The organism is Paractinoplanes ovalisporus (assembly GCF_016834655.1).
GTDB lineage: Bacteria > Actinomycetota > Actinomycetes > Mycobacteriales > Micromonosporaceae > Actinoplanes > Actinoplanes ovalisporus.
The window spans coordinates 343,077-368,691 of sequence record NZ_JAENHP010000004.1 but is presented as its reverse complement, the minus strand read 5'-3'; the positions used below and the strand labels follow the sequence as shown (position 1 = coordinate 368,691).

General features: G+C 69.1%; 20 protein-coding genes and 2 tRNA genes. 11 read left to right on the top strand and 11 right to left on the bottom strand.

The genetic code is table 11. From position 1 onward, the window contains the following. Positions 1-22 precede the first annotated feature (22 nt). Complete coding sequence (locus tag JIG36_RS15835; RefSeq protein ID WP_203377430.1) at positions 23-742, bottom strand: IucA/IucC family C-terminal-domain containing protein; 720 nt, start codon at positions 740-742, stop codon at positions 23-25. 385 nt (positions 743-1,127) lie between these two features. On the opposite strand from JIG36_RS15835, the gene JIG36_RS15830 reads away from it, so the two are divergent. Then, complete coding sequence (locus tag JIG36_RS15830; RefSeq protein WP_203377429.1) at positions 1,128-2,657, top strand: peptide deformylase; 1,530 nt, start codon at positions 1,128-1,130, stop codon at positions 2,655-2,657. 10 nt (positions 2,658-2,667) lie between these two features. On the opposite strand, the gene JIG36_RS15825 is transcribed toward JIG36_RS15830, so the two are convergent. Next, on the bottom strand, positions 2,668-3,780 hold the full coding sequence (locus JIG36_RS15825) for a globin domain-containing protein (RefSeq protein WP_203377036.1): 1,113 nt from the start codon (positions 3,778-3,780) through the stop codon (positions 2,668-2,670). Positions 3,781-3,924: 144 nt separating this feature from the next. Between JIG36_RS15825 and JIG36_RS15820 the strand changes: the two genes are divergently transcribed. Next, on the top strand, positions 3,925-4,692 hold the full coding sequence (locus JIG36_RS15820; protein WP_307872736.1) for a CPBP family intramembrane glutamic endopeptidase: 768 nt from the start codon (positions 3,925-3,927) through the stop codon (positions 4,690-4,692). Between the two features lie 10 nt (positions 4,693-4,702). Here JIG36_RS15820 and JIG36_RS15815 read toward each other — a convergent pair whose 3' ends face one another. Continuing rightward, positions 4,703-5,914: a hypothetical protein gene (locus tag JIG36_RS15815; RefSeq protein ID WP_203377035.1), complete on the bottom strand. Its 1,212-nt coding sequence runs from the start codon at positions 5,912-5,914 to the stop codon at positions 4,703-4,705. A gap of 133 nt (positions 5,915-6,047) precedes the next feature. On the opposite strand from JIG36_RS15815, the gene JIG36_RS15810 reads away from it, so the two are divergent. Together JIG36_RS15810 and JIG36_RS15805 are read left to right on the top strand one after the other, a co-directional pair. Then, positions 6,048-6,138 (top strand) — tRNA-Ser (locus JIG36_RS15810). A gap of 37 nt (positions 6,139-6,175) precedes the next feature. Next, a tRNA-Arg gene (locus JIG36_RS15805) sits at positions 6,176-6,248 on the top strand. Between the two features lie 72 nt (positions 6,249-6,320). Here the strand turns inward: JIG36_RS15805 and JIG36_RS15800 are convergent. Continuing rightward, positions 6,321-8,471, bottom strand: coding sequence for an MMPL family transporter (locus tag JIG36_RS15800; RefSeq protein WP_203377034.1), 2,151 nt, complete (start codon positions 8,469-8,471; stop codon positions 6,321-6,323). 165 nt (positions 8,472-8,636) lie between these two features. Between JIG36_RS15800 and JIG36_RS15795 the strand changes: the two genes are divergently transcribed. The 3 genes from JIG36_RS15795 (at position 8,637) to JIG36_RS15785 (ending at position 12,026) form a co-directional block, all read left to right on the top strand. After that, positions 8,637-9,800 (top strand): amidohydrolase family protein, encoded by a 1,164-nt coding sequence (locus JIG36_RS15795; RefSeq protein WP_203377033.1) that lies wholly within the window; start codon positions 8,637-8,639, stop codon positions 9,798-9,800. Between the two features lie 97 nt (positions 9,801-9,897). Further along, on the top strand, positions 9,898-10,581 hold the full coding sequence (locus tag JIG36_RS15790) for a response regulator transcription factor (protein WP_203377032.1): 684 nt from the start codon (positions 9,898-9,900) through the stop codon (positions 10,579-10,581). 68 nt (positions 10,582-10,649) lie between these two features. Next, positions 10,650-12,026, top strand: coding sequence for a HAMP domain-containing sensor histidine kinase (locus JIG36_RS15785; RefSeq protein ID WP_236047097.1), 1,377 nt, complete (start codon positions 10,650-10,652; stop codon positions 12,024-12,026). Positions 12,027-12,165: 139 nt separating this feature from the next. On the opposite strand, the gene JIG36_RS15780 is transcribed toward JIG36_RS15785, so the two are convergent. Together JIG36_RS15780 and JIG36_RS15775 are read right to left on the bottom strand one after the other, a co-directional pair. Next, the gene (locus JIG36_RS15780) at positions 12,166-12,702 is read right to left on the bottom strand and encodes a hypothetical protein (RefSeq protein ID WP_203377030.1); all 537 of its coding nucleotides are present in this window, start codon (positions 12,700-12,702) and stop codon (positions 12,166-12,168) included. A 303-nt stretch (positions 12,703-13,005) separates the two neighbouring features. Next, complete coding sequence (locus JIG36_RS15775; protein ID WP_203377029.1) at positions 13,006-15,717, bottom strand: IPT/TIG domain-containing protein; 2,712 nt, start codon at positions 15,715-15,717, stop codon at positions 13,006-13,008. Between the two features lie 157 nt (positions 15,718-15,874). Between JIG36_RS15775 and JIG36_RS15770 the strand changes: the two genes are divergently transcribed. Together JIG36_RS15770 and JIG36_RS15765 are read left to right on the top strand one after the other, a co-directional pair. Beyond that, positions 15,875-17,062 (top strand): WD40 repeat domain-containing protein, encoded by a 1,188-nt coding sequence (locus JIG36_RS15770; protein ID WP_307872735.1) that lies wholly within the window; start codon positions 15,875-15,877, stop codon positions 17,060-17,062. Between the two features lie 97 nt (positions 17,063-17,159). Further along, positions 17,160-17,309 carry a hypothetical protein gene (locus JIG36_RS15765; protein ID WP_203377028.1) on the top strand — a complete coding sequence of 50 codons (150 nt, stop codon included), beginning with the start codon at positions 17,160-17,162 and terminating at the stop codon, positions 17,307-17,309. A gap of 224 nt (positions 17,310-17,533) precedes the next feature. Here JIG36_RS15765 and JIG36_RS15760 read toward each other — a convergent pair whose 3' ends face one another. Next, positions 17,534-19,519, bottom strand: a complete 1,986-nt coding sequence (locus JIG36_RS15760; protein WP_203377027.1) for a DUF6311 domain-containing protein — start codon at positions 19,517-19,519, stop codon at positions 17,534-17,536. A gap of 266 nt (positions 19,520-19,785) precedes the next feature. Between JIG36_RS15760 and JIG36_RS15755 the strand changes: the two genes are divergently transcribed. Next, positions 19,786-20,499, top strand: a complete 714-nt coding sequence (locus JIG36_RS15755) for a class I SAM-dependent methyltransferase (protein WP_203377026.1) — start codon at positions 19,786-19,788, stop codon at positions 20,497-20,499. A 47-nt stretch (positions 20,500-20,546) separates the two neighbouring features. Here JIG36_RS15755 and JIG36_RS15750 read toward each other — a convergent pair whose 3' ends face one another. Beyond that, positions 20,547-21,077, bottom strand: a complete 531-nt coding sequence (locus JIG36_RS15750) for a YbhB/YbcL family Raf kinase inhibitor-like protein (protein ID WP_203377025.1) — start codon at positions 21,075-21,077, stop codon at positions 20,547-20,549. A gap of 281 nt (positions 21,078-21,358) precedes the next feature. On the opposite strand from JIG36_RS15750, the gene JIG36_RS15745 reads away from it, so the two are divergent. Continuing rightward, a complete protein-coding gene (locus JIG36_RS15745; protein WP_203377024.1) occupies positions 21,359-22,555 on the top strand; it encodes a GAF domain-containing sensor histidine kinase in 1,197 nt (398 codons plus the stop codon). A gap of 59 nt (positions 22,556-22,614) precedes the next feature. On the opposite strand, the gene JIG36_RS51905 is transcribed toward JIG36_RS15745, so the two are convergent. The 3 genes from JIG36_RS51905 to JIG36_RS15730 all read right to left on the bottom strand — a co-directional run bounded on the left by JIG36_RS51905 (position 22,615) and on the right by JIG36_RS15730 (position 25,607). Further along, complete coding sequence (locus JIG36_RS51905; RefSeq protein ID WP_236047091.1) at positions 22,615-23,619, bottom strand: C40 family peptidase; 1,005 nt, start codon at positions 23,617-23,619, stop codon at positions 22,615-22,617. 237 nt (positions 23,620-23,856) lie between these two features. Continuing rightward, a complete protein-coding gene (locus tag JIG36_RS54035; RefSeq protein ID WP_203377023.1) occupies positions 23,857-24,486 on the bottom strand; it encodes a DUF4352 domain-containing protein in 630 nt (209 codons plus the stop codon). Positions 24,487-24,647: 161 nt separating this feature from the next. Continuing rightward, positions 24,648-25,607, bottom strand: coding sequence for an NAD(P)H-quinone oxidoreductase (locus JIG36_RS15730; RefSeq protein WP_203377022.1), 960 nt, complete (start codon positions 25,605-25,607; stop codon positions 24,648-24,650). Positions 25,608-25,615: the final 8 nt, after the last annotated feature.

Sequence of the window (25,615 nt, the reverse complement as noted above, 5' to 3'; positions counted from 1 at the left end):
TCAACGCGGCGAGGCCGGGACCTCAGGACTTGATGCAGCAGCCCTTGCAGACCTTGGGCTGGGGCAGCGTGAAGGCCAGGCAGCAGGTCTTGCGCTGCACGTCGAGCCGGCCGTTGGGGCCGGGGACCAGCTCGACCAGGTCTTCGACGCCCAGGGCCCGGTGCAGCTGGGCGATGGTCTCGGCGGACGGGCCGGGCAGCACGTCGGCCGAGCGAAGGACGCCGTACGCCACCCCGGAGCTGAGCGACCCCAGCAGGGTGCGCTTGCCGAGTCGGACCCGGGAGTGGATCGCGTCGAGCAGCGGGCTCAGGTGCTGGTCGAGCAGCGAGCGGCGCAGTTCGGCCAGGAGCGCTTCCTCGTCGGGGACGACGCGCACGTGGGGCAGGCCGGCGATCGCGATCGGGTCGCCGGGCAGGACCGCCACCTCGGTGCCGGAGCGCAGGCCGAGGGTGACCAGCGGGCGCGGGTCGTCGAAGTGGACCAGCACGTCACCGGCGGTGAGCAGCGGGACGCGGCGGGCCGACGCATAGCCGAGGACCGCGGGCAGGGCCAGCCAGTAGGTGTACGCCTTCCAGGCCAGCGCGGCGGCGGCGTGGGGCTGGGCGTTCCAGCGGCGGCGGGACGAGTCGAGCAGGGTGTCGAGCCGATCGCCGGCGAGCACGCTCGCGGGACTCCAGCCGGCCGTGTCGTGGACCACAAGATCGGGGGCGACACCGGGCAGTTCGGTGCTCGTGCCGAACATCACCTTCAACGTGGCCGTCACGGGCGCCAGAGGGTCGGCGACGGTGACGGTGCGTGCGACGCGGTCGAGGGCGGTGGTCACCGGCGGCACCCGCCCCGCGGCGACTTCCGTGCCGTTGTCACCGCATTCACCTCGCCCAATGAACTTCCACGCCGAACGGATCACGAAGGCCGGAACGCCCCCGTGACGACGACCCACCGTACACCTGTAAGGCTAGCCTAACCAAGCCCACTTTTCGGACGAATACCCTGCGCGAGGGCAACCTAACCGACCGCGCGCACGTTGCCTGATTCGTCAAGGTATCTGTCGTGTACGCGCTACTAGCACCATCCGGACACGACCGGCGGCGACACTGAAATTCTCGTCCGCGAAGGGGACATCGATGATGACCACCTCGCCCGTCGAGCGGGCCGCTGACCAGTTCGTGACGGCGCTGGCGCATTGGCGGGTCGAGCGGGGCATGAGCAAGAAGCAGCTCGCCGCGCGCATGGGTTTCGACCCCTCCTACGTCAGCCACGTCGAAGGACGGCGGCACAAGCCCACCGAAGACTTCGCCCGCCGCGCGGAAGCCGTACTCGGCGCGGGCGGGATCATCTGGCAGCGCTTCCAGGAGTACGACGAACTCCGTCACGCCCGCAGCACGGCCCTGCACCGCGACCCGCCGGTGCCGGTGCAGTGGCTGCCGCCGGGCACGGGACTGATCGTCGAGCGCGAAGTGGCCGAGCTGGCGTACGAGGAAGGGGTCTACCGCTGCCGGGTGCGGCGAGCCCTCTACAACGCCGGGTCCGAGCCGGTGACGCGCTACCTCGTGAAGATCGCGGTCGACCGTTACCCGAACGACCCGACCGGCTCCAACCGCCACCACCGCGAGCATCCGCTGACGTTCCAGGAGATGGCCCTCAGCGCGTGCGCCGGCGAAGGGGACGCGGTCGAGCCGATGCACTGGCGGATCAAGCTGGACCGGGACGCCTCCAAGGAGGTGTGGCTGCTCTTCGCCAACGACCGCGGCCAGTTCGCGCTCTATCCCGGCGAGCGGACCACGATCCAGTACGAATACACGATCGGCGTGGAGAAGTGGGGTCAGTGGTTCCAGCGTGCGGTGCGGCTGCCCACCCGGCGCCTGTCCGTGCGGCTCGACTTCCCGGCCTCCTTCGACCCGCAGGTGTGGGGCGTCGAGACGTCGCTGGCGGCCGAGGTGCCCGTACGCACCCCGATGGAACGCCACAACGACGGTGACCGGGCGGTCTTCGAGTGGTCGACCGACTCGCCGCAGCTGAACGCGCGCTACCGCCTGGAGTGGCGGTTCCGGGGCGCCGACGCGCCGTCGTGCTCCACGCTGGCCCCCGAGAGCAACGGCAACGGTCAGCCCCGCGCGTCGGGGCAGATGCGCGGCATCGGGATCGTCCAGCGCGGGTCCGAGCTGCTGCGGCAACGCGCCCGGCACTTCCAGCTGCCCCGCGAGTCGGCCGTCGCCCGCGAAGCGGTGACGGCGCTGCACGCGGCGCTGGGCCGGCTCGAGCAGGTGCACGACTTCACCAAGGGGGTGGGGTTGTCGGCGCCGCAGATCGGCCGCTCGGCGGCGGTCGCGGTGGTGCGGCCGGCCGACCGCGAGGCAGAACCGGTGGTGCTGATCAACCCGCGGATCGTCGGTGAGTCGTCCGAGCGGGACGAGCAGTACGAGGGCTGCCTGTCGTTCTTCGACTACCGCGGGCTGGTGCGGCGGCCGCTGCGCATCGACGTCGAGCACGCCCGGTACGACGGCACCCGCGTGACCACGCGCTTCGACCGGGCCATGGCGCGGCTGGTCGCACACGAGATCGACCACCTGGAGGGACGCCTCTACGTCGACCGGATGAACGCCGAGGCCAACCTGGTGCCCGACTACACACAGAGCGGTCGCCCCTGGTCGTACTAAGGCTGCTTGGTCAGAAGTCCGTAAAGCTGTCGTATTTGATACGGATCGACGGCACCTGCAGCTCGGCCAGCGTCTTGAGGGTGGCCTTGACCATGGGGCCCGAGCCCGAGACGAAGAAGTCGTGCTCGCTCCACGGCCCGTAGCGCGCCACGACCTCGGAGATGTCGCCCTGCTCACCCGGGAACGTGGGGTCGTCGCTGCAGGCGGTCACCACCGACAACCACGGGTAGCGCGCGGCCAGCCGGTTCAGCTCGGCCAGGTCGTACAGGTCCTCGCGGTTGCGGGCGCCGAAGAAGAGGTGGACCCAGCGGGTGCGGTTGTAGCGGGTCAGCTCCTCGAGCAACGACTTGATCGGTGCGAGGCCGGTGCCGCCGGCGATGAACACCGTGTCACGGGTCGAACGGCGGTCGAGGTTCATCGAGCCCATCGGGGCCGCGAGCCTGATCATGTCGCCGACCTCGAGACGCCGTACGAGAGCGCTGGACACCCAGCCGGCGCCGACCGCCCGTACGTGGAACTCCAGGGTGTTGTCGCGGCGTGGGGCATTCGCCACCGAGTAGGTGCGCCACAGCCGCGGCTGTATTCGCGGGCATTCGACGCTCAGGTATTGCCCGGCGCGGAACTCCAGGGGCTGCATCGGCTGGACGGTGAAGACGGCGATGTCCTTGGCCCGCCGCTCGTGCGCGACCACCTCGGCATACCAGTAGGGCGGATTGGTGTCGGCCTCCGCGCCGGCCAGCATCTTCGAGGCGATGGTCGCGTAGGCGTCGGCCCAGGCCTGGTCGTACTCGACGCTCCACTGCTCGCCGGCGTACTCCCGCATCGCCTCGATCAACGCACCTCCCACGACCTCGTAGTGCTCTGGTTCCACGTGGAACTTCCGGTGATCGCGGCCGAGCGCGCGGAGGTAGTCGTCGAACTTCTCCGGATCCTCCAGCGTCTGCACGGCGGTCACGATGGCGTCGAGCAGCCGTGACCGCTGCACGTCCATGTGCACCGGGAAGAGCTCCCGCAGATCCGGGTTGGACAGGAACAGGCGTGCGTAGAAATAGCCGGCGACCTTGTCTTGATGCTCCTCGACGAGGCTCCAGCTCTCCTTGAGCAAGCGTCCGAGGTCTCCCATGCATTCAGGGTGGTGACAACAGTCGGATAGGCGACGCACGGCCCGTGCGACTCATCTCATTTCATCCCGTGACGCTTGCCCCGATTAGTCCGTTTACTTCGAGGCTCGGAGTCTCCTTCGAGTGAGTGCTCCTACAGTGGGCGCGTGACTCTTGAGCGCCAGCAGGCCACCCGGCCGATTCTCACCATCGAGATCGTCATCGTGCTGATGCTGTCGCTCGGGCAGAGCGCGATCTATTCGGTCGTCTCCCTGATCGCCAAGCTGACCGCCGACAAGCCGCTCTCGCAGCAGGCAGCCGTCCTCAACGCGTCGCAGTCCCCGCGCCCCTACCTCGACCTCGTCTATCAGCTGCTCGGCATCACGTTCGACCTGATCCCGGTCGCGCTGGTGCTCTACCTGCTGATCCGCGACCACATCTCGCCCCGCCACGAGCTCGGCCTGTCGGCCGATCGACAACGCTTCGACTGGGGCTGGGGCACGTTGCTGGCCGCCTGCATCGGGATTCCCGGGCTCCTTCTGGTGTACGTGGCCAAGCTGCTCGGCATCAACGCGGAGATCGTGCCGGCGGCCCTCAACCCCGTGTGGTGGGCGGTGCCGGTGCTCATCCTGTCCGCCATCCAGAACGCGGTGCTGGAAGAGGTGATCGTCGTCGGCTACCTGATGACCCGCCTCAAGCAGTGGGGCATGTCCGCGACCGCGATCGTGATCACGTCGGCCGTACTCCGCGGTTCGTACCACCTCTACCAGGGGTTCGGCGCCTTCATCGGTAACGCCGTGATGGGTGTGGTGTTCGCGCTGTTCTTCCTGCGCACCAAGCGCGTGATGCCGTTGATCGTGGCGCACACGCTGCTCGACGTCGTGGCCTTCGTCGGATACTCCCTGCTGCCCGACTCGTGGCTCAGCTGGCTCTGACCGTTTCCGCTCAGGCGGCGGTGGCACCCCGGTAATAGGTGATGGCCCGGGCGGCGGTCATCTGAGCGTCTGCGGCACTGGTCAGGACCGCTCCGATCAGGCTGAAGCCCGGGTAGTAGCGGTTGATCATGCGAAGAGCGGTCCAGCTGCCGGTACGCGAGACGAACATGCGCCCCACCCGCCACATCGCGTCGCCGAGCCCGCTGGCCGTCGGCTCGGGCCCCTGGGTGGCGGCCAGCGCCTCCTCCGCCTCGGCGGCCGTCTCGTGCACCTGAGTGATCACCAGCAGATCGACGGCCCGGCGCGGGTCGGTCGGATCGAGCCCGTACGCGGCCGCCAGGTGCAACACCAGCTCAGCGTCGGTCAGCGTGCGGGTGGCAACCAGGGCGATCGACGCGTACGACCCGGCCAGCGCCCCGAACACACTGGCCACCGCCCCGAACCGCGTGAACTGCCGGCTGGCGAGCCGAGCCAGCGCGTCCGGTGTCGCCGCCGGGTAGGCCGCCCTGGTCGCCGAGGCCCACTCCCGCGCGCGGGGCCCGATCGTCTCGACCGCGGCCCGCGCCAGAAGCTCAGGCGTATGCACGGGGTCGGCCAGCAGCTTGGCCCAGCGATCGACTTCAGCCCGCCCAACCGGCGGCGCGTGGGTGGCACTCACTTCCACCGCCGTCGCGCCACTCACCTCGGCGGCGGGCTCCACGGCCACGGGCGTCTCCCCCGCAGGGGCGAGAGACGCTTCTACTACCTCTACTTCCACCTCGGGCGCGGGAGCCGGAGCGTTCACCGGAGGTTTCTTGACGGGAGCAACCTTCTTGGCGGGAGCCGCCTTCTTCGCGGCCGGCGCTTTCTGGGCAGCGGCCGCGACCCTCTTGGCCGGCGCACGCTTCTCGGGTGGGGTCGCCTTCTTGGCCGGCGCGCCCGGGGTGGCCTTGCGCGGGCGCTGGGCTCGCGCCGGGGCAGGCTCGGAGGCGTCCGGCGACGCGGGCTGAGTCACACCTGCGGGGTCGGCCGAGCGCGGACGGCCCGGGGTCTCAGCAGCTGCTGGGCCCCCTTCGGGGTGATTTTCGGCACCCGGCGGCTGGAAGGTCACCGGCGGCGCGGCCTTGCGGGGACGCCGCGGAGAAGTCTCACCCGGCGGCGACTCGCCCGGCCCGGTGAACGGGGCCCGGGGAGTGCGGGCGCGCGTGGTCTTGCGGCGCTCGGGGGGCGAGTTCTCCTCCATGCCGCAGGAGCCTATCGCTCATGGCAACATTTCACCTGTTGGAGAAGGGTCCGGCGCGCGGTATGGCAACCTCTTTGTGCGGCGCTCAACGGGTCCGGTATCCTCAACCGTCGGTGGCCTTCGTGGTCGCCGGGGAGACTTCGCCTAGTCTGGTCTATGGCGCCGCACTGCTAATGCGGTTGGGGTTTTAAAGCCCCTCCCGGGTTCGAATCCCGGAGTCTCCGCGCGAAAAGCCGGTGTGTATGCTGGCTAACGCACCGAGCGCCCGTAGCTCAATGGATAGAGCATCTGACTACGGATCAGAAGGTTAGGGGTTCGAGTCCCTTCGGGCGCACCGGAAGTTGAAAGGCCTGAACTGCGGAAACGCGGTTCAGGCCTTTCTCGCTCCTGCCCCAGTGGGACGCGCTCACCGTTGCATTGCGAGCTCCTCGTCGGACGGCGAGTGCCGCCCCGCCGGCGGCGCCTCCGCCGGCGGCCGGGACAGCCGGCTCGGCCACCAGATCCGCCGGCCGATCAGCAAGGTCAGGGCGGGCACCAGGACCGAGCGCACGAGCAGGGCGTCGAGCAGCACGCCGAAGGCGACCAGGAATCCGACCTCGATCAGCATCACCAGCGGAAGTGAGACGAGGACCGCGAACGTGGCGGCCAGGACCAGGCCGGCTGAGGTGATGACGCCGCCGGTGGCGGAGAGGGCTTTGAGCATCCCGTCTCTGGTGCCTAGGCGTACGGTCTCCTCCCGGGCTCGGCTGGCCAGGAAGATGTTGTAGTCGACGCCGAGCGCCACCAGGAACAGGAATGCCAACAGCGGCACCGAATAGTCGATGCCCCGGAACCCGAGGATCGTGTCGAAGACGAACACGCTGCCGCCGAAGGCCGCGGCGAACGAGACGATCACCGTCGCCATCAGGACCAGCGGGGCGACGATCGCTCGGAGCAGCAGCCCGAGAACGATCAGGACGACGGCGAGCACCAGCGGGATCACCAGCTTCTCGTCCCGGCTGGTGGTCACCTCGGTGTCGAGGTTCTCCGCGCTCGGCCCGCCGACGATCGCCTCGGCCCCGTTGACCGCGTGCACGGCGGCGCGCACCCGCTTGATCGTGTCGTACTCCGCGGTGGTGTCCGGCGCGTCGGTCGGGAACACGGAGATGTCGGTCCAGCCCTGGACGGTCTGGCCCGGTTCGACCTGCGTCACGCCGGGAGTGCGCTTGACGACGTCGAGAATCTGCTTCTGGTACGCCGGCCGCGTGTAGATGGTCATCGGCTGGCCGCCGAGCTCCGGGAAGTTCTGGCGCAGAACGGTGAAGCCGGTGACCGACTCCGGCGCGGACAGGAACTGGTCCTGCTCCCGCAGGGCACCGGTGTTGCCGGTCAGCCCGATGCAGAGCACGGCGAGGATGCCGAGCGAGCCGAGCGCCGCCACCCACCGGCGGCGGCTGATGGCGGTGCCGAGCCGTCCCCACAGCCCCGGCTTCTCCGGCATGGCCGCGTTGAACCGCGGGATGGCCGGCCAGAAGATCCGCCGGCCGAGCACCACGAGCAGCGCCGGGAACAGGGTCAGCATGGCCACCAGCGCACACAGGATGCCGGCCGCGCCGATCGGGCCGAGCCCGCTGATGCTGTTGAGGTCCGCGGCGAGCAGGCAGAGCAGGCCCGCGACCACGGTGGCCGCGGACGCGATGATGGCCGGCGCGGCGCCGCGCAGCGCGTGGACCATCGCGACCCGGACGTTCTGGTGGTGGTGCAGTGTCTCCCGATATCGGGCGATGAGCAGCAGCGCGTAGTCCGTGCCGACGCCGAACACCAGGATCGTCAGCAGCGCCGAGTTCTGGTTGTCGACCACGATGCCGAGACCCTTGACGAGCAGGTAGACGGTCGCCATCGAGGTCAGCGCGGCCACGCCCACGACTACCAGCGGGACGAACCACAACACCGGGCTGCGGTAGGTGAGGATGAGCAGGACCGTGACGACGATGACGGTGGTGAGGAAGACCTGCAAGTCGATGCCGTCGAACACGGCGTCCAGGTCGCCGTCGATCGCGGCCGGGCCGGTCACCTCGAGTTCCAGGCCGGTGGGCCGGTCCTTCGCGGCGTCGCGCAACGGTCCGACGAGTTCCTCCGGCGGGCCGTAGGCCGGGCTCAGGTCGAGGGTGAACATCATCGCCTTGCCGTTGGTGGACGGCCTGATCGGGGGACCGTCGTCATCCTCTTCGCCGGACGTCGCCGTCTTCGACGGGTACCGCTTGGCCAGGGTGTCGTAGTGGCGTTCGACCGTGGCGCGGTCGGCGTAGGTCAAGCCGCCGGCGCGGTGGTACACAAAGACGAACGTGTTGGCTTCCGCGCCGGGAAGGCTCTCCTCCAGTACCGCCACCTTGGTGGACTCGGCGCCGGCCGGTAGGGCGTCCACGGCCTTGTCGGTCGTGACCGAGCTCAGCTTTCCGCTCAACGGCACCATGACCGCCGCCAGGGCCACCCACAAGCCGATCACCAACCACGGCACCCACCGGCCGGCCAGCCGACCGGGCGGCGCTTCCCGGGTCGGGCCTACGTTGACTGTCATCGATCCTCCTGAGCAATTGTTCGTCCGAGGCCGACTTCGTACCGAGTGAATCTGAGACGTTCATTAATGCGGCGCCTGAGCAGCACATTAATGTTCGTCTCAGATTCGCCCGGTACGAAGTCGGCGTCAGACCAGCGGGGCAATCCGTCGACAGGAGAGACCGACATGAAGCCCATGGGACGCCGCAGCTTCCTGGCCACCGCCACGGCACTCGGCATCGGCGCCGGCGTGTCCTCGCATGCCATTGCCTCGGCCGCGAGCGACAACAAGAAGACTCCGGACCAGGCTCCGGACCAGAACGCGGACAGGACCGCGGAAATTTACCAGCGGGACCGGGACCTGCCCTTCATCGGCGCGGAGGAGACATTTTCGACTCCCGCGTTGTTGAAGCTCAACTCCATCAACGAGGATCACATAGCGTTCCTCGAGGAAATCGGGCTCGCGGATCTGGGCCAGCGCCGCATCGACGACATGAACGCGGGAGGACTCAACGTTCAAATCCTCTCTGCTCACACACCGTCCGTACAAAACATTCCGGGGCGAAGGGGTATCGACCTTGCCTATCGCCTCAACCGGCAACTTGTGGACGGGCCGATCGCCAAATATCCGGGCCGCTTCAAGGCTTTCGCCACCTTGCCCTTGCAGAGCCCGCAGGCGGCGGCGGACGAACTGGAACGCTCGGTTCGGGAAGATGGCTTCCTGGGCGCACTGACCAACGGGCACATCACGAAGAAGTACCTCGATCATCCCCAGTTCGAGCCCGTTCTGGCACGTGCCGTTGCTCTCGATGTGCCGATCTACCTGCATCCCGGCTATCCGGCGGACGAAATCTTCAAGATTCTCTACAGCACCACCCGGGCTCAATACACAAAAGAGTTCCAGCCCTACATTTTCAGCGGGTCCGGATATGGCTGGCATCAGGAGGTGCTGACCCAGTGCATTCGGATGATCACTTACGGGGTTTTCGACCGGTTCCCCAAACTGAAAATCATCATCGGGCACATGGGCGAGGGTCTTCCCTTCTACTACGAGCGGATCGTCAACGACATGGGCGAGCCGACCGAGAACTCGCTCAAGAAGCCGTTCGGGCAATACTTCCAGGACAACTTCTGGGTCACCACCAGCGCATTCCCCCAGACCGAACTGCTCAGTCTCCTGCTGAAGCACATCAGCGTGGATCGGGTGATGTTCGCAACCGACTACCCGTTCGCGGACATCAAGGCGCAGACCGACTGGTTCCGCGGAGTCGATCTGCCACGCGAGGAAAAGGAAAAGATTGCGTTCCGAAATGCAGAGAAACTGTTCAGAACGAAGGTGCCCGTGAAGTGACGCGCCCGGCGCCGGCAGCTCTAATACTGACCTCAGGTTGATCGGGGACGATGAGCGTCAGAGGCGTCGGTGGGAGGTGGGGGCCGGAGTGCGGATCATGATCGCGGATGACGAGGCGGCCATCCGTGAGTCGCTGGAGCGAGTGCTCCAGGTCGAGGGATATGCCACCAGTACGGTTGCCAACGGTTTCGCCGTGCTCGACGAGGTCGAGGGCATGGGGGCTGAGACGGTGGATCTGCTGATCCTGGACGTGATGATGCCCCGCCTCGGCGGGTTGGAGACCTGTCGGCGGTTGCGGGCGGCGGGCCGGGATATGCCGGTGCTGATGCTGACCGCCCGTGACCAGGTCTCCGACCGGGTCGCGGGGCTGGACGCGGGTGCCGACGACTACCTGCCCAAGCCGTTCGCCACCGAGGAGTTGCTGGCCCGGGTGCGGGCCTTGCTGCGCCGGCGCGCACCGGCCGGCGAGGAGTCGCCGGTCCTGTCGTTCGCCGACGTGCGGATCGATCCTGACCGGTTCGAGGCGTGGCGTGGCGGGCGGCCGCTGCGCCTGACCCGGACCGAGTTCTCCCTTCTGGAGGTGCTCGTGCGTAACGCGACCCGGGTGTTGACCCGTGACGCGCTGTTCGAGGCGATCTGGGGCTTCGACATGAGCACCACCGCCAACAACCTTCAGGTGTACGTGAGCTACCTGCGCCGCAAGTTGGAGGCCGAGGGTGAGCCGCGATTGATCTACACGCTGCGCGGCCTGGGATACACGTTGCGGGAGACTCCCCCGTGAGCAGGTCCGGGGCCCGGGTGCCGCGCCGGTTGACCCGGTGGTGGCGTGGGCGGTCTCTGCGGACCAGGATGACGGTGATCGCGGCGACCGCCATCGCGGTCAGCGTGTTCGTGGCCTTCCAGGTGGCCAGCGAGCTGATGGACCGCAAGCTGCTGGAGACCGCCGAGAATCAGCTGCACGCCGACTCCCGCGTCCTGGCGACCAACGCGGAGCGCGCCGGTCTGGCGCAGGTCCAGCTACCGCCGTACCCAGGATCCGGTCGTCTGGCGCGGGTCATCCTGCCCGACGGCTCGACCCGGACGCCGGCCGGTCAACCCGAGCTGCCCCCGGTCAGTGAGCAAGCCAGGCGCGTCGCGGAGGGCGCGTCGACCGACCTGCTGGAGTCGACCGACTGGAACGACGGCTACCGCGTCTACACGCTGCGGGTGGGTGACGGCGCGGTCCAGGTGGCCGACCTCGCCGACGACAGCCCGATCAACGAGTTCGGGTTCGGCATGCTGCTGATCGGCCTGCTCTGCATGGCGGGCGGCGCCCTGGTCGGGCGGACCGTGGCGCGGACCGCGCTGGCACCGATCGACCGGCTGACCGCCGCCGCGGTGCATGTCGCGCAGACCCGGGACCTCGACGCCGACATCCCGGATGAGGGCGGTGGGGAGATCCGGCAGCTGGTCCAGTCGATCAACGACATGCTCGCCGCGCTCCGGGACTCCCGGCAGGCCCAGCGGCTGCTCGCCGAGGACGCCGCCCACGAGCTCAAGACCCCGCTCACCAGCCTGCGCCTCAACGTCGAGCTGCTGATCCGGCTCGATCGGCGCGGCACCCTGGACAGCGCACTGCCGGCGGAGAGCCGGACCCGGCTGCTCAACGACCTCGGCGCCCAGGTGGCCGAGTTGAGCACCCTCGCCGCCGAGCTGACCGACCTGGCGCGCGGTGACGTCAGCGACGAAAGCACCGAGCTGATCGACTTCGCCGACGTGGTGGTGGCCGCCGCGACCCGGGCGGGCTCCCGAGCGCCCGACATGGAGATCGTGCTCGACGTGACCCCCGTGTGGGTGAGCGGGCGTCCCGCCGCGCTCCAGCGAGCGGTGCTCAACCTCGTCGACAACGCCGGCAAGTGGTCCCCTGTGGACCAGCCGATCCAGGTTCGGCTCCGTGCCGAGGGCGCGTCGGCGGTGCTCGAGGTCGACGATGCCGGGCCGGGCATCGACGCCGCCGACGTGCCGCGGGTGTTCGACCGGTTCTACCGGGCCGACAGCGCCCGGGCGTTGCCGGGATCCGGTCTCGGGCTGTCGATCGTGCAGCGGGTCGTCGACGCCCACGGCGGCCGGGCCACCGTCGCACGCTCCGCCCGTGGTGGCGCGCTGCTTCGGGTCGACCTTCCGGCCGCATCCCCGCCCACCGCGAGGCCGTTGTTCACCGCCGGGAAGGACACCGCGGCACGCTGATGCGCCCCTGGGGTGCGGCGGGAGCAGCAGCATTGTGCGGTCGTAGCCGAAGCGCTGTTCACGGCCGCCCGCTCATGGCACCGGCATGACGAAGGGCCCCGATCATGGTGATCGAGGCCCTTCGGGATGGATCGGATCGTCAGTCGGCGGTGACGGTGGCCGGCACGTAGGGGCGGGCGTCGTGCAGCGAGCCGGTGGTCGAGCGGAACAGCGCCGGGAAGTCGGCGGTGGCGGTGCCGACCCGGACGTGACCGAGGGTCGAGGCGATCTGCGCGTACGGCTGCGGGGTCGCCGACGACCGGAAGCCGATGGTGACGATCTCGGTCTCGCCGGCGCCGATGCTGAGCGCGAGCCCGCAGTTGACGATCGTGCGGTTGTCGTCGGTGTAGTCGAAGATGCACCCGTCGGCGCCGTCGAAGCTGTCGAAGTTGAAGGTGTTCGCGACAGGCTCGGTGATGGAGATGCCGTTGTTCAACGGCGCATCGGAGTTGTTCTTGATCGCGATGTCGATGCTGCCGGTGTGGTCGCCCTGCTCCCGCGGGTTGAAGATCAGCGGCCCGACCGTGAGGGTCGGCTGGGCGGCTTCGGCCGGTGCGGCCTGGGCAGCGAGCGCGCCACCGAGCAGGGCGGCGGCGGTGGCAAGCGCGACGGCGCCCGCACGCAGAGGGTTACGCAAGATTCTTCTCCTCGTGTCGACTCCCGTTCGGCCGGAGCAGAAGCACGTCGGCCGATCGACTCAGCGGACAGGCTAGCAGTGATCAGCGTCCATGTTTCACCGACCGGGATGCCCTATGTTGACGTCGACGGGCGCAGCAGAAGAAGGCCGTCACCAGCTGAATGCGGGTGGCGGCCTTCTTGCATTCCAACTCCCCATCCACACGAGCGGCCGGCCATCAACCCGGTCAAGCGGCAGGTCGCCATTTCGGCCGATCACGGCCGGACGAGCCGCCGGGCCGACATCCCGGCCGGCCGCGGGTGCCTACTTCTGGATCGTGACCGGAGTGCTCGTGGCACGGCCGGTGGTGTGGCCCGCCCTGGCCGCGACCACGGTGACGGTGAGCCGCTGGCCGGCCATCGCGGCGGTCAGGTCGAGCGACGCCGAAGTGGTGCTCAGGAGCTTGCCGTTCGCTCGCCACTCGTAGCTGTACGCATCGGCGGCCGGCTTCCACGTGCCCGTCGTGGCCTGGACCGCGGAGCCGGCCGCAGGCTTGCCGGTGATCTTCGGCAGGACGGTGGCCACCGGGGCGGGGCCCTTGGCGACGGCGGCCGTGGCGGTCGACCTGGCGGTCGCGGCCGTGTAGCCGGATCTGGTCGCGGTCACCTCGACCGAGAGTCTCTTGCCCAGGTCAGCGGCCTGGACCCGATAGGTCGCGCCGGTCGCGCCGTCGATCGGTGTGCCGCCCGCCGCCCACCGGTAGGTGAACGCCGTTCCCTTCGGGTTCCACGTGCCGGTCGACGCCTTCAGCTGGGAGCCGACCGCCGCCTGGCCGGTGATGGCGGGTTTGGTCACCGGCTTGAGCGCCGGCGCGGCGACGATCGTGAAGGCGTTGTCGAGCCGGACCGAGCCGTTGAAGCCGTCGGGCTGGACGCCGACCGTGACCGGACCGGTCGCGGCCCCGGTCAGGTCGACCGTGGCCGTGAGCGTCGTGCGGTCGGCCGACACCCCGGTGATCGTGGCGCTCTCGTAGCCGCCGTCGGACAGGTAGAGGTTGACGTAGTTGCCGGTGTTGAAGCCCGAACCGGTGATCGTGATGGTGCGGACGCCGCCGGTCATCACCGTGGCGGGCGACACCGCCGTGACGGTCACGGGATCGGCCTCGATGTAGAAGCTGTAGTACGTCTCGGTCGAGCGGACACCGTCCGCCGTCTTGCTCGACGCGTACAGGCTGAAGTAACCCGAGGTCGTCGGCGTCCACGGGACGACCGCCGTGCCGTCGGAACCGACCGGGACCTCGACGTTGTAGAGGTCGGTGCCGCTGATCGAGTAGATGAATTTGGTCGCGCCGGCCTGCTGGGACTTGAAGGTGAACGTGCCGGGTCTGATGTGGCCGGAGCTGCCGAAGTCGGCCGACGTGACCACCGGCCCGTTGGACACCGACCAGGAGGTGCCGCCCTCGTGGGTGTGCACGCCGGCGGCGTTGCGGGCGATCACGCTGACCGACGTGTATTGCGCTTTGGTCACCGGGAACCGGAACGTCGCGGTGCCGTCGGCGGCCGCGGGGACGACCTGCTTGGTCGTGGCGTCGCGGTTGAGGACCGCCTCGTATTCGGTCGGGTTCGCCATCTCGGTGCTCGCCTTGATCGTGGCGGTCGAGCCGACCACGTCACCGCCGGTGCGGGTGATCCAGGGGGCGGCGCCGAAGACACTCATCGAGAGCCAGCGCGACTGGGACAGCGTGCCGTCGGCGCTGCGGGCCTGCACCCGGATGCCGATCGTGTCGTCGTTGGTGTTATCGGCGGTCCAGGTCAGGTCGGCCGTGCCGTCGGCGCCGACCGGGATCGTCTTCTTGTCGGGCTCGGACGAGCTGCCGGTGGAGTTCCACCAGACGTACGACGTGACGTCGCTGGTCCGCGGCGCGAGGTGGAAGCGGAGCGACGACCCGATGATCACGCCACGGTTCACGTCGCCGGTGACTCGCGGTCCATTGTCGACGTAGAACTCGTAGGCCTGCTCCGGGTGCGGCACTCCGTCGCGGGTGATGGCGCGGACGTGAAGGGTCTGATGCCCGGGCTTGGCCGGCGCGATCATCACGTCGGCCCGGCCGTCGGCGTCGGCGTCGGCGGTGCCGGACGGGCCGTCCTCGTCGATGCGCCAGGTGAACGACGACGTATCAGCGACGTTCGACGAGAACTCGAACCGGCCCGGGACGCCGACGTTGTAGTCGAGGTCGGCCGAGGACTCGTAGTTCTGGTAGGCCGCCGAGAAGACGCTGGGCCGGGTCTCGCGCACCGAGAACGCGTAGTACTGCCGGTCCGAGTAGTTTCCGGCGCGGTCGATCGCATAAACCGACAACGACGTCTGGCCCGAGGTGCGGGGCTTCCAGCTGATCGTGGCCGGGCCGCCGAGCCCGGAGGCCGGGACGGTCTGGTTGCCGGTGGTGGAGCCGGAATCGACGCCGTCCCAGAACGAGTATTGGTAGCTGACCGTGTCGTCGGCGGCCGCGGTGAAGGTGAACGAGCCGGCGGTGCCGACCTCGCCGTGCGGGTCGTCGCCGGAGGGGTAGTCGTCCGAGGTCACGGCCGGCGCCGAGCCGCCGCTGCGGTCGACCGTGAAATAGCACGTGTCGCTCCACGGCGAGGCGTCCACCCGGACCTTCCAGGCGTACGTGACCCCGTCGAGCTGCCGCTCCGGGTCTTCGAGCTGGAGGTGGAGCTTCCCGTCGAGCGCCCCGGCCCGCTCGCTCCAGTCCTGCGGCTGATCGGGATGGGCGGTGTCCCAGACCTGGAAGTCGGCGGTCGGCTCGGCGCCCCAGACCGAGGTGTCGTACGTCCCGTCCAGAACGACCGCCCGGGCGTCGTTGAGACGTTCCGGGCTCAGGTAGGGCCCGGGCGACGTGGTGGCGCAGGCCTGGCCTGCCGTGGTGAGCCCGGCCGGGCCGCCCTCGGCCGCGAAGGCCGGCACCGCGCCGGCCCCCGCCGAAGCCAGGCCGAGCGCCGAGGCGACTATGAGTGAATACACACGCCTGTGCATGCATCCCCCGTACAGATCGATGGGCCTCACTCGGGCCCGAACGGCGGAAGCATCGCATAGGCGTCCGACAATTTCTGGGCGCCCCGGATGACCTCGGCCGGATGAAACCGCGTGAACTACCCCAAAATCTCCCCGCGAGCCTCGTTACCGTGCCGAGGTGACTACCAAAAGAGATCGTAAAGACACGCGCTGTGACGATACGGTCGGCGGCCGTCTGCGCCGCGCCGGATGGTCCCTCGCCGTGGCCCTGGTCGGGCTGCTCGCCCTCACCGCCATCCCGAGCGCGCCCGCCCAGGCGGATGCCCCCGGCGCCCGCTCCCGCAGCGTCGTACCCGGCACGGCCGGACTGATCGCCCTGCGCCCGGACGGGAAAGTGTTCGCCACCGTGAGCAAGGCGACCGTGCGGCAGTGGAACACGGCGAACGGGCGCAAGGCGGGCCCGCCGATCACCGGCCTCACCGGGCCCGTCCACTCCCTCGCCTACAGCTCGGACGGCAAGCTGCTGGCGGTCGCCGGCAACGACGGTGTCTCGCTGTGGGATCCGGCGACCGGGCAGCAGTCCGGTCCGGCGCTGACCGCCCACGGCGGGGCCGTGCGCTCGCTCTCCTTCAGCTCGACCGGCCGGCTGGCCAGCACCGGCGACGACGGCACGATCCGGCTGTGGACTCCCACCACCGGGCATCTGGTGCGCACCATCGTCACCGGTCACGCGGGCGCGGTGAAGCTGGTCGTGTTCAGCCCGGACGGCGACCGGCTCGCGACCGCCGGCGCCGGTAGCGACAACTCGGTGGAGCTGTGGGAGACCGCGACCGGCCGGCAGATCGGTGAGACGCTGACCGTGAGCCCCGGCCCGGTGTACGCGGTGAGCTTCAACCCGGGCGGGCGGCTCCTGGCGGCCTCCGGCGGCGGCAACGTCGTACGGCTGTGGAACGCCGCCACCGGCGCACCTGCGGGCGTGCCGCTGACCAGCAGTTCCGGGCCGGTGCTGGCCCTCACGTTCAGCCGCGGCGGCAAGCTGCTGGCCACCTCGTCGGGTGGCGACAACACCGTGCAGCTGTGGAACATGGCGACCCGCGAGGCGGCCACCGAGCCGCTGACCGGCCACACCGGGCCGGTGCGGGCCATGCGGTTCAATCCGAGCGGAAAGCTGCTGGCCACCGGTGGTGACGACGGCACCGTACGGGTGTGGAACGCGACCACCGGAGCCTCCGTGGGCCGCACGCTGACCGGGCACGTCGGGCCGGTCTGGGCGTTGCGCATCAGCCCCGACGGCAAGCGCCTGATCAGTGCGGGCGCGGACAACAAGGTCCGGCTGTGGCGGGTTCCCGGCCGTAACGCCGCCTGACCCGAACGACCCGGAAAGGCCGTCACCAACCGGTGGCGGCCTTTTTCCAACTGTCTTTCAGGGAGCTGTGTCAGGCTCGGACGAAAAGGAGCCCCGAATGCCCACGCTGTCCCAGCGTCTTCGCACGTTTCTGTCCAGCCCGCAGGGCCGACGCCTGATCCAGCAAGGCCAGCGTCAGCTCGCCAAACCGGAGAACCAGCGCAAGCTGCGCAGCCTGCTGACCAGGCTGCAGGGCCGCCGCCGCTGAACGAAGACCGGCCCGCGCCGCCCCGCCTTCCTCGCGCAACCCGCCGAGGGGGCGGGCCGCGGCGTCACCAAAGGGATCGAGGGCGGCGGCCGCCTGATCGGGGTGACCAGCGACGGCGCGTATGCGCATCGGCAGCGCGCGTCGGTATCCCCGTACGGAAAAAGCAGCGTGACCGACGCAGAAAGGCGGCCCACCGGACCGCCTTTCGCCAGTGTGCCGGGGACTCAGCCGATGTCGGGGCCGGTGAGCACGGCGTTGGGATCGTCGACCAGGTGGCGGACGTCCCAGACCCAGGCGCCGCCGGTCCAGGTGGGCTGGAAACCCAGCAGGCCGGTCATCGCGCGCAGCATTTCGGTGTCGCGCAGCTGGGGGGTCAGGACGATGACGGCGGCCTTCCAGTAACGCAGGTCGGCCAGGGTCATCTCGCGGCGCGTGTCGTTGATCTCGGGGATCGGGTTGCCCTGGCGGATCGACGCCATCAGGCCGCTCGTGGGGCGCCACGGCGGGGAGAACAGGGCCGTGCGGTCGCTCGGGTTGAGCGGGTTCTGGTTGGGCAGCAGTGCGTACGCCCCGGCGATGCGCATGTCCTGGCCGGTCGTCGCGGTCCAGCGCAGCGGGTCGGGGTAGCCGGAGTCGGGCAGCGGCAGGGTGACGACGGTGTGGTTGTCGTCGACGTACTGCTGCCAGGCACCCGACGTGACGAACTCGGGCGTGGGGGCCATCGGCGCGGTCTTGAGCTGCACCGGCACAAGCGGCACCAGGGCCATCGCGACCGCGGTGATCATGGCGACGCGGACCGGGCCGCGGGCGGCCGGCTGGACCCGCACGAGGTCGATCGCGCGCTGCACGCCGAGGGCCAGCAGGATGCCGACGACCGGGGCGATGGCCATGGCCCAGCGGGTCGGCACGGCCGAGTTGAGCACCGGAACGCTGTGCAGAACGGACCAGATGCCAGGAATGCCGGTGTTGATGCCGTTGAGGAAAATTCGCGGTCCGAGCGACATTGCCGCGAAGATCAGCGCCAGGAAGCCGAGCGAGAGGACCGCGGCCGAGCGTCGCATCCACACGATCAGGCCGACGAACAGAATCACCAGGCCCCAGCCGAAGAATGCGTTCTCCTCGGCCGGATTCTGCGCGAGCCGTTCGGCGATCACCTCATTACCGGCGACCGAGTGGCTCGAATAGGCGGTGAACGAGGCGAGGTCGGCGCCGAAGTTGCGGACGAACTGCGGCAGGCCGTGGTAGCTCTGCGGGCCGAAGAACTGCACCGACAGCGGATAGGCCAGGACGGCCAGGGTGACCGTGCCGGCCACCGCCAGGCCACGCAGGAAACGCTTGGTCTCGCCCGGGTGCGTCTTCCGCCGCACGATGGCCATGATCAGGCAGAACACGCCCAGGCCGACCGCGGTCATGAAGAGGACCTCGAGGTTGATGAACGCCTGCCAGATCAGCAGCGCGGCCATGATCAGGCCGTTGCGCACGGCCCGGCCGGGCTGACGCAGGCGCAGGGTCCGCCAGATGATCAGCGGGACCAGGAACTGCGAGACGATGTTCGGGTGACCGCCGGCGTGCGAAATCATGCTCGGCGCAAAAGTCGCGAAGAGCGCGCCGACCCAGGCTGCGAGTCGCGATGAGACGAACACGCGGGAGAGCACGAAATACCACGCGATGCCGGTGAGTGCCAACGCGAGAGTAAGAAATAAGTTGAACGCCACATGGGGCCCGAACAGAAGAGTGACGGGCGTCATCGGCAGCGAAATGGCCAGCACCGAGGTGTTGGCCATCATGTTCACCCCATCGGGGTAATTCATGCGATCGGAGAAGAACGGATATGCGCCATCGGTGAGCACGCGCGCACCATGCGCCATCATCCACTCAAAGAAAGCCTGGTCTTGTGGATCATCTCGCAACTGGTGATCGAGATTGAACCACAAGGGGGCCGTCAAGTAGAGCGCGACAGCGACGAACGTCGCTGTCGCGAGGATGTCCCGCCAGTCCGGACGCCGCCTCCACCACCGCTTTGCCGGCTTCTGGCCCTGCTCAGGGGCAGCCTCGACGTCGGGGACGACCGAGATCGGAGCGGTCTGGGCGACGTCGGTCTCGAGCGCGATGAGCTCGGCTTCGAGGTCTCCGGTTTCGGTCACTTGACGGGGCGGCAGCACGTTCCCGCCGGCCGGTTGGCCTGTCGAGGCATTACCCGTAATCGTCATAGCGTGGGCGAGCCTAACCGAGGTTGGTAACGTTGCAGTGACGAGCGGCCCATGCGTGATCGAGCCGATATGAACGGTGTATTCAAGACATCCGTGCGTGTCGGCGCATGCGAACCGACCTGACCCGGTACCCAGCTGAGCTATGTCTCAATCAGGCAAATAATGAGGGCCCGTCCCCGGCTCAACTTTCGGTTACGCGCGTGGAGATGGTTAACTCTTCCGGTCCCGCTGTCAGCTCGGATCGGCAAGACGAGGGAACCTTACATATGGCAGACATCACTGGAGACCAGCGGATCCAGTCCGAAGTGCTCGAAGGCCTCGCCACGGCCGTGAACCACCGCCGGTGGTTCGTCGAGCTCGCTCTTCCGTACCTCGGGGACAACCCGATCGAGATCGGCAGCGGTCTCGGGGACTACGCGATCGAGTGGGCGGAGCACCTCCCGCGGTTCACGGCGACCGAAGCCGACCCGGACCGGCTCGTGCTGCTCAAGGAGCGCATGGCCGACTACGCGAACATCGACGTGCGGCAGATGCTGCTGCCGTCGGCCGACGCGAACGGTGAATACAGCGCCGCGGTCTCCTACAACGTGCTCGAGCACATCGAGGACCACGTCGGCGCCCTGCGCAGCATGGCCGACCTCGTGCGCCCCGGCGGCCGGGTCATCATCATCGTGCCGGCGTTCATGTTCGCCATGAGCAACGTCGACATCGCGACCGGCCACATCCGGCGCTACACGAAGAAGACGATGCGTGCCGCCATGGAAGACGCCGGCCTGCAGATCGAGAAGATGCACTACGCGAACGCGCTGGGCCTCATCGGCTACTACGGCGCGACCAGCATCTTCAAGCTGGCGCCCAAGGAAGGCCCGATGGTCAAGGTGTACGACTCGGTCGTGCTGCCGGTGACCAAGGCCGCCGAGAGCATCGTGAAGCCGCCGTTCGGCCAGTCGGTGTTCGTCGTGGCGCGCGTCCCGTCCTGAGCGACGCTCCAGAAAAGGCCGCCGGTCACCCGGCGGCCTTTCTGATGTCAGCCCTTCACCTGGAACGTCGGGCGGATCGTGGCCCGGGCCAGCGTGTGGAAGGCCAGGTTGAACCCGACATAAGCGGGCGACGCCTCGGGCGGAACCTCGAGCTTGTCGACGTCGATCGCGTGCACGGCGAACACGTAGCGGTGGGGCCGGTCGCCGGGCGGCGGGGCGGAACCGCCGTAGTTGCTCTCGCCGTAGTCGTTGCGGACGCAGAACGCGTCACCCGGCAGGTCGTCGACCCCGCGCGGCAGCTCGGTCGTGGTGACCGGCAGGTTGACGAGCACCCAGTGCCAGAACCCGCTGCCGGTGGGGGCGTCGGGATCGAAACAGGTCACCACGAAGCCACGCGTCTCGCCGGGGAAACCCGACCAGGACAGCTGGGGTGAGAGGTTCTTGCCGCCGACGCTGGGGTGGGCGAACAGTTCGTCGAGCGGCCGGCCGTCGGTCACGTCCGCGCTGGTCACCGTGAAGGACGGGACCGCGGGCAGAAGATCGTACGGATCCGGGGCTACGGCACGTTCGAGACTCATCGTGATGTCCTCCGCGATGTGCTGGCCTTCTCCGGAAAGAAGACTAGTCCGTACCCCTGGGTGCCGCTGTGTCACCCGATCGGGCGGACGCACAGCGGGTGCGTACGTAAACCCGTGGGCCGGGTGATGCTTCTGTCTGACATCCGACCGGGTGCGAGCGGCCGAGATCCCCGCGCCCGGTGGCGATACGCAAGTCGGCACCCGCCGGTCGAGGCGGGTGCCGACTGCTGTTGTCGGACGAATCGCCCCAAATCAGTCGACTGAACTGAGACGATCGAGCGATGAGGGCTCCTCTGCCTCCGGACGAGCCGGGCCGGCTCGCGGCCCTGCACGACGCCCAGGTGATGGACACCGGGCCGGAAGAGGACTTCGACGACATCGCGCTGCTGGCGTCGCAGATCTGCGGGACGCCACTGGGCCTGGTGAGCCTCGTCGACCGGGACCGGCAATGGTTCAAGGCCAAGGTGGGCACCGAGCTCGAAGGCGTGCCGCGCGACCTGTCCTTCTGCGCGCACACCATCACGTCGCACGATCTGCTCGAGGTGCCCGACGCGACCACCGACCCGCGCTTCGCCGAGAACAAGGCGATGAGTGCCGCCAACATCCGGTTCTACGCCGGTGCGCCGGTGGTGCTCGACGGGACGTACGCGGTGGGCACGGTCTGTGTCGTCGACCATGTGCCCCGCACGCTCACCGCACCGCAGCGACGCGCCCTGCGCAGCCTCGCCCGGCACGCGTCGGTGCAGCTCGAGCTGCGCCGTTACGCCCGGCACGCGGGCGAGATCGCCGACCGGATGCGCCAGCTGGACCGGATGAAGGACTCGTTCCTGGCCACGGTCAGCCACGAGTTGCGGACGCCGCTGTCCACCATCCGCGGCTACCTGGAGATGCTGCTCGAGGACGACTTCGACGCCGAGACGTCCCGCCGGTTCCTGTCGGTGATGTCACGCAACTCCGACCGGCTGCTCCGGCTCATCGACGAGCTGCTCATGGTGGCGAAGATGACCGAGGACCGGATACAGCTCGACCTCGGCGAGGTGGACCTGGCCGAACTGGCGCACCAGGCCATCGCGGCCTGCCGGGCCCTGGCCGATCACCGCGGGGTGAAACTGCGCGACCGTACGGAACGTCCCGTCCCGGCCCGGGCCGACGCCAAGCGGGTCGCCCAGGTGCTCAACCATCTGCTGGTCAACGCGATCAAGTTCACCGACGCGGACGGCGAGATCACGATCGACTCCACGTCCGAGGGCGAGCCCGAACTGATCATCACCGACACCGGGGTGGGCATCGCCGCCGACGAGCTCCCGCACGTGTTCGACCGCTTCTATCGCTGCGCGGCGGCCGAGGTGATGGCGGCCCAGGGACCGGGGCTCGGTCTGGCGATCGTCAAGTCGATCGTCGATGCGCATCACGGCAGTGTGCATTTGGAGAGTGAGCCCGGAGTCGGCACGACCGTGCGCCTGACATTGCCGCGCTGAGCAATGGGTGGACAGCGCGGAACGGGCCGCCCGGAGGCGACCCGTTTCCGGCGTCTGATTCAGGAGATACGCGCGACCCGGAGGCCGTTGTACACCTTGCGGTAAACCACTCCGGTGCGGTGGTTCCCCGCGTCGATCATCATCCCGCGGCCCATGTAGATGCCCACGTGCCCGGGACCCACGACCAGGTCGCCGGGGCGGGCCTGGGACCGCGAGACGCCCCGCGAGCGAGCCGCCTGCGCGCCGGACGAGTGCGGCAGCCGGATGCCGGCCAGCGCGTACGCCCGTTTGGTGAACCCGGAGCAGTCGAAGCCGTTCGGGCCCGACCCGCCGGTCACGTAGCGCTTGCCGACCTGGGAGCGGGCGAACGCGATCACCGCGTTCATCCCGTTGCCCAGCCGCATGACACGTTCGCCCTGCTGGACCGCCGCCGCGTGGCGGACCGTGACCGCCCGCTGGTAGCGGGTGGCCGCCCCCTGGTAACGGCTGGCCACCCGGTTGCGGGCGGGCCGGGTCCAGGTGACGTCGTCCACGAGCTCGGCGGCCTGCTGAGCCGCCGCCCGGGCGGCGCTGCGCTCGGCCCGGACACGCTGGGCGGCCAGCTGCCGGGCCGTGGCGTCGGCCCGGCTGAGCAGGGCTTCCGAGGCCGGAGCGGGCTCGTCGGCCACGATCTCGCCGCCCCGCAGGTCGTCCCGCACGTCGACCAGGGCCTGGGTCTCGGCGGTCCGCAGGGCGACACGCTCGTCGGCCACGGCCAGCTCCACGGCGTCGCGCAGAGCCTGGCCGCCGTCGGGAGCGGCGAACGGGTTTGTCCGGGCCCGGGCCGCGGCGGCCCGGGAGAGTGAGAAACGCCGGGGGGCGGCGCGTGAGGCGCGCTCGGCGATGGTGGTGCGCTCCTCGATTCGGATGTCTTCCGAGGACTTGGGTCCCACCGGTTTGGTGGGCGGCACGGCCTCGGCGGCGTGCTCGGTCGGGTCAAGAGCCGGTGAGATGACGGCCAGCGCGATAGCGCCGGCGGTGAGTGCCCGGCTCGGGGACGGACAGTGCAGTGTTGCCTCCGACATCGGTCCGGGGCACTCGCGCGAATCCCGTCGGTGTGGCATTAGCGTGCGCCGCACCGGCGCCACCCCAATACGGGGAGGCAATGGGAACCCGGACTACTCGTTAATTCCGTCGACCATGCCAACACACATCAGGAATGTTTCGGGGCTGAAATCGCACAATCACCCTCGCTCAATCGAGAAAAGAATGCGAGTTACGCACTCGATCGGCGACTGTGGATCTCCGAAATATCCCTGTGATCAGGACAACTGCACCCGTACGCCCGTACTGTAAGGCGACTTGTGCACCATGAGGGAGGTCAGCGTGACCCCCTTCGGTACGTCGAACGGGACCACGCCCTGGCGGATCGCGCCGGGCGGAATCTCGTCGAGCAGCGACGGATCCTGATCGTTCACGAAGACCGCGGCCTGTTCGGCCACCCGATAGGAACGGCCCTGTCGGTCGAGGGCGCGCTGTGCGCCCGGATCGAGCAGGCGAGGTTCCTTGCCGGTGTTCTGGACAGCCACGCTGACCAGGCAGAACTCACCTTCGGCGGCGAGCGGGAGATCCGGCGGGCCGACCTCGGTGAGGCCGCACTCGGTCTTGGTCACCGCGACCGAGAGCGTTCCCTCCGAGGCTTTCCGGCCCACCGGAAGCACCGTCAACGCGGGCTCGACCGGCGGCGTCGTGGCCGCGGCGGCCGTAGTGGTCTCCGCCACCGGCGCCGCGACCGGCTTTTCGTGACGGGTTGCCGCATAGGCACCCGCCCCCGCCACAACCACGACAAGCGCCCCGCCCACCAGCCACGGCGCCTTGCTGCGCCGCTTGGCCGGTTCCGGCCCCCGCGCGGCGGGCGCCGACCGCGCGGGGCGCAACGGCGTATTGGTCACGAGACCTCCCGGTGTCGTAGATCACCGGCCGACCGCTCGGCCCGAGTTCCACCATGCTGAGATGCGCACCCGCCGGGAGCGTGTCGCCGCGCCGCAGAAAGCCGACAAACCCGTACAAAATCTGCGTTCTTATCGCCCGAAAGAGTATGTTTCAAGTCGCTTCAGGCGGTTAGCAGGATCTTGCCCAGGTGGTCGCTCGACTCCATCAGCTCGTGCGCCCGGGCCGCCTCGGCCAGCGGCATCGTGGTGTGGATGACCGGCTTGACGGCGCCCGCCTCGACGAGCGGCCATACATCCCGGGCGACCGCGGCCACGATGCGCGCCTTATCACCGGCCGGGCGGGCCCGCAGCGACGTCGACGACACCGAGCCGCGCTTGGCCATCAGCTGGCCCAGGTCGAGTTCGGCCTTGCGTCCGCCCTGCATGCCGATCACCGAGATGCGGCCGTTGGGGGCGAGCGCCTCGATGTTGCGGCTCAGATACTTCGCGCCCACGATGTCGAGGATCACGTCGGCGCCGCGGCCGTTCAACTCACGCGTGGCGGTCACGAAGTCGTCGGTGGTGTAGTCGATCAGCAGATCGGCGCCGAGCGCGCGCAGGGCCTCGTGCTTGTTCGCGCGGGCGGTGGCGATCACCGTCGCGCCGAGCGCCTTGCCCAGCTGGATCGCGAACGTGCCGATGCCGCTGCCCCCGCCGTGCACCAGCAGGGTCCGGCCCTGGCGCAGGCGGTCCCGGTCGACCACGTTCGACCAGACCGTGCAGGCGACCTCGGGCAGCGCGGCCGATTCGGTGAGCGAGAGACCGGCCGGCACCGGCAGCAGCTGCCCGGCCGGCACGGCGACCTTCTTGGCGTAACCGCCCCCGGCCAGCAGCGCGCTGACCCGTTCGCCGACATGACGGCCGGTCACGCCCGGCCCGACGGCGCTGATCACACCGGCGCACTCGAGACCCGGATAGGGCGAGGCGCCGGGTGGGGGCGGATAGAAACCTTGGCGCTGGGAGACGTCGGCGCGGTTGACGCCGGCGGCGGTGACGTCGATGACGACCTCACCGTCGCCGGCCTCCGGGTCCGGGACCTCACGCAGGACCAGCTGCTTGTCCTCGATCACGATCGCGTGCATGGTCCCTA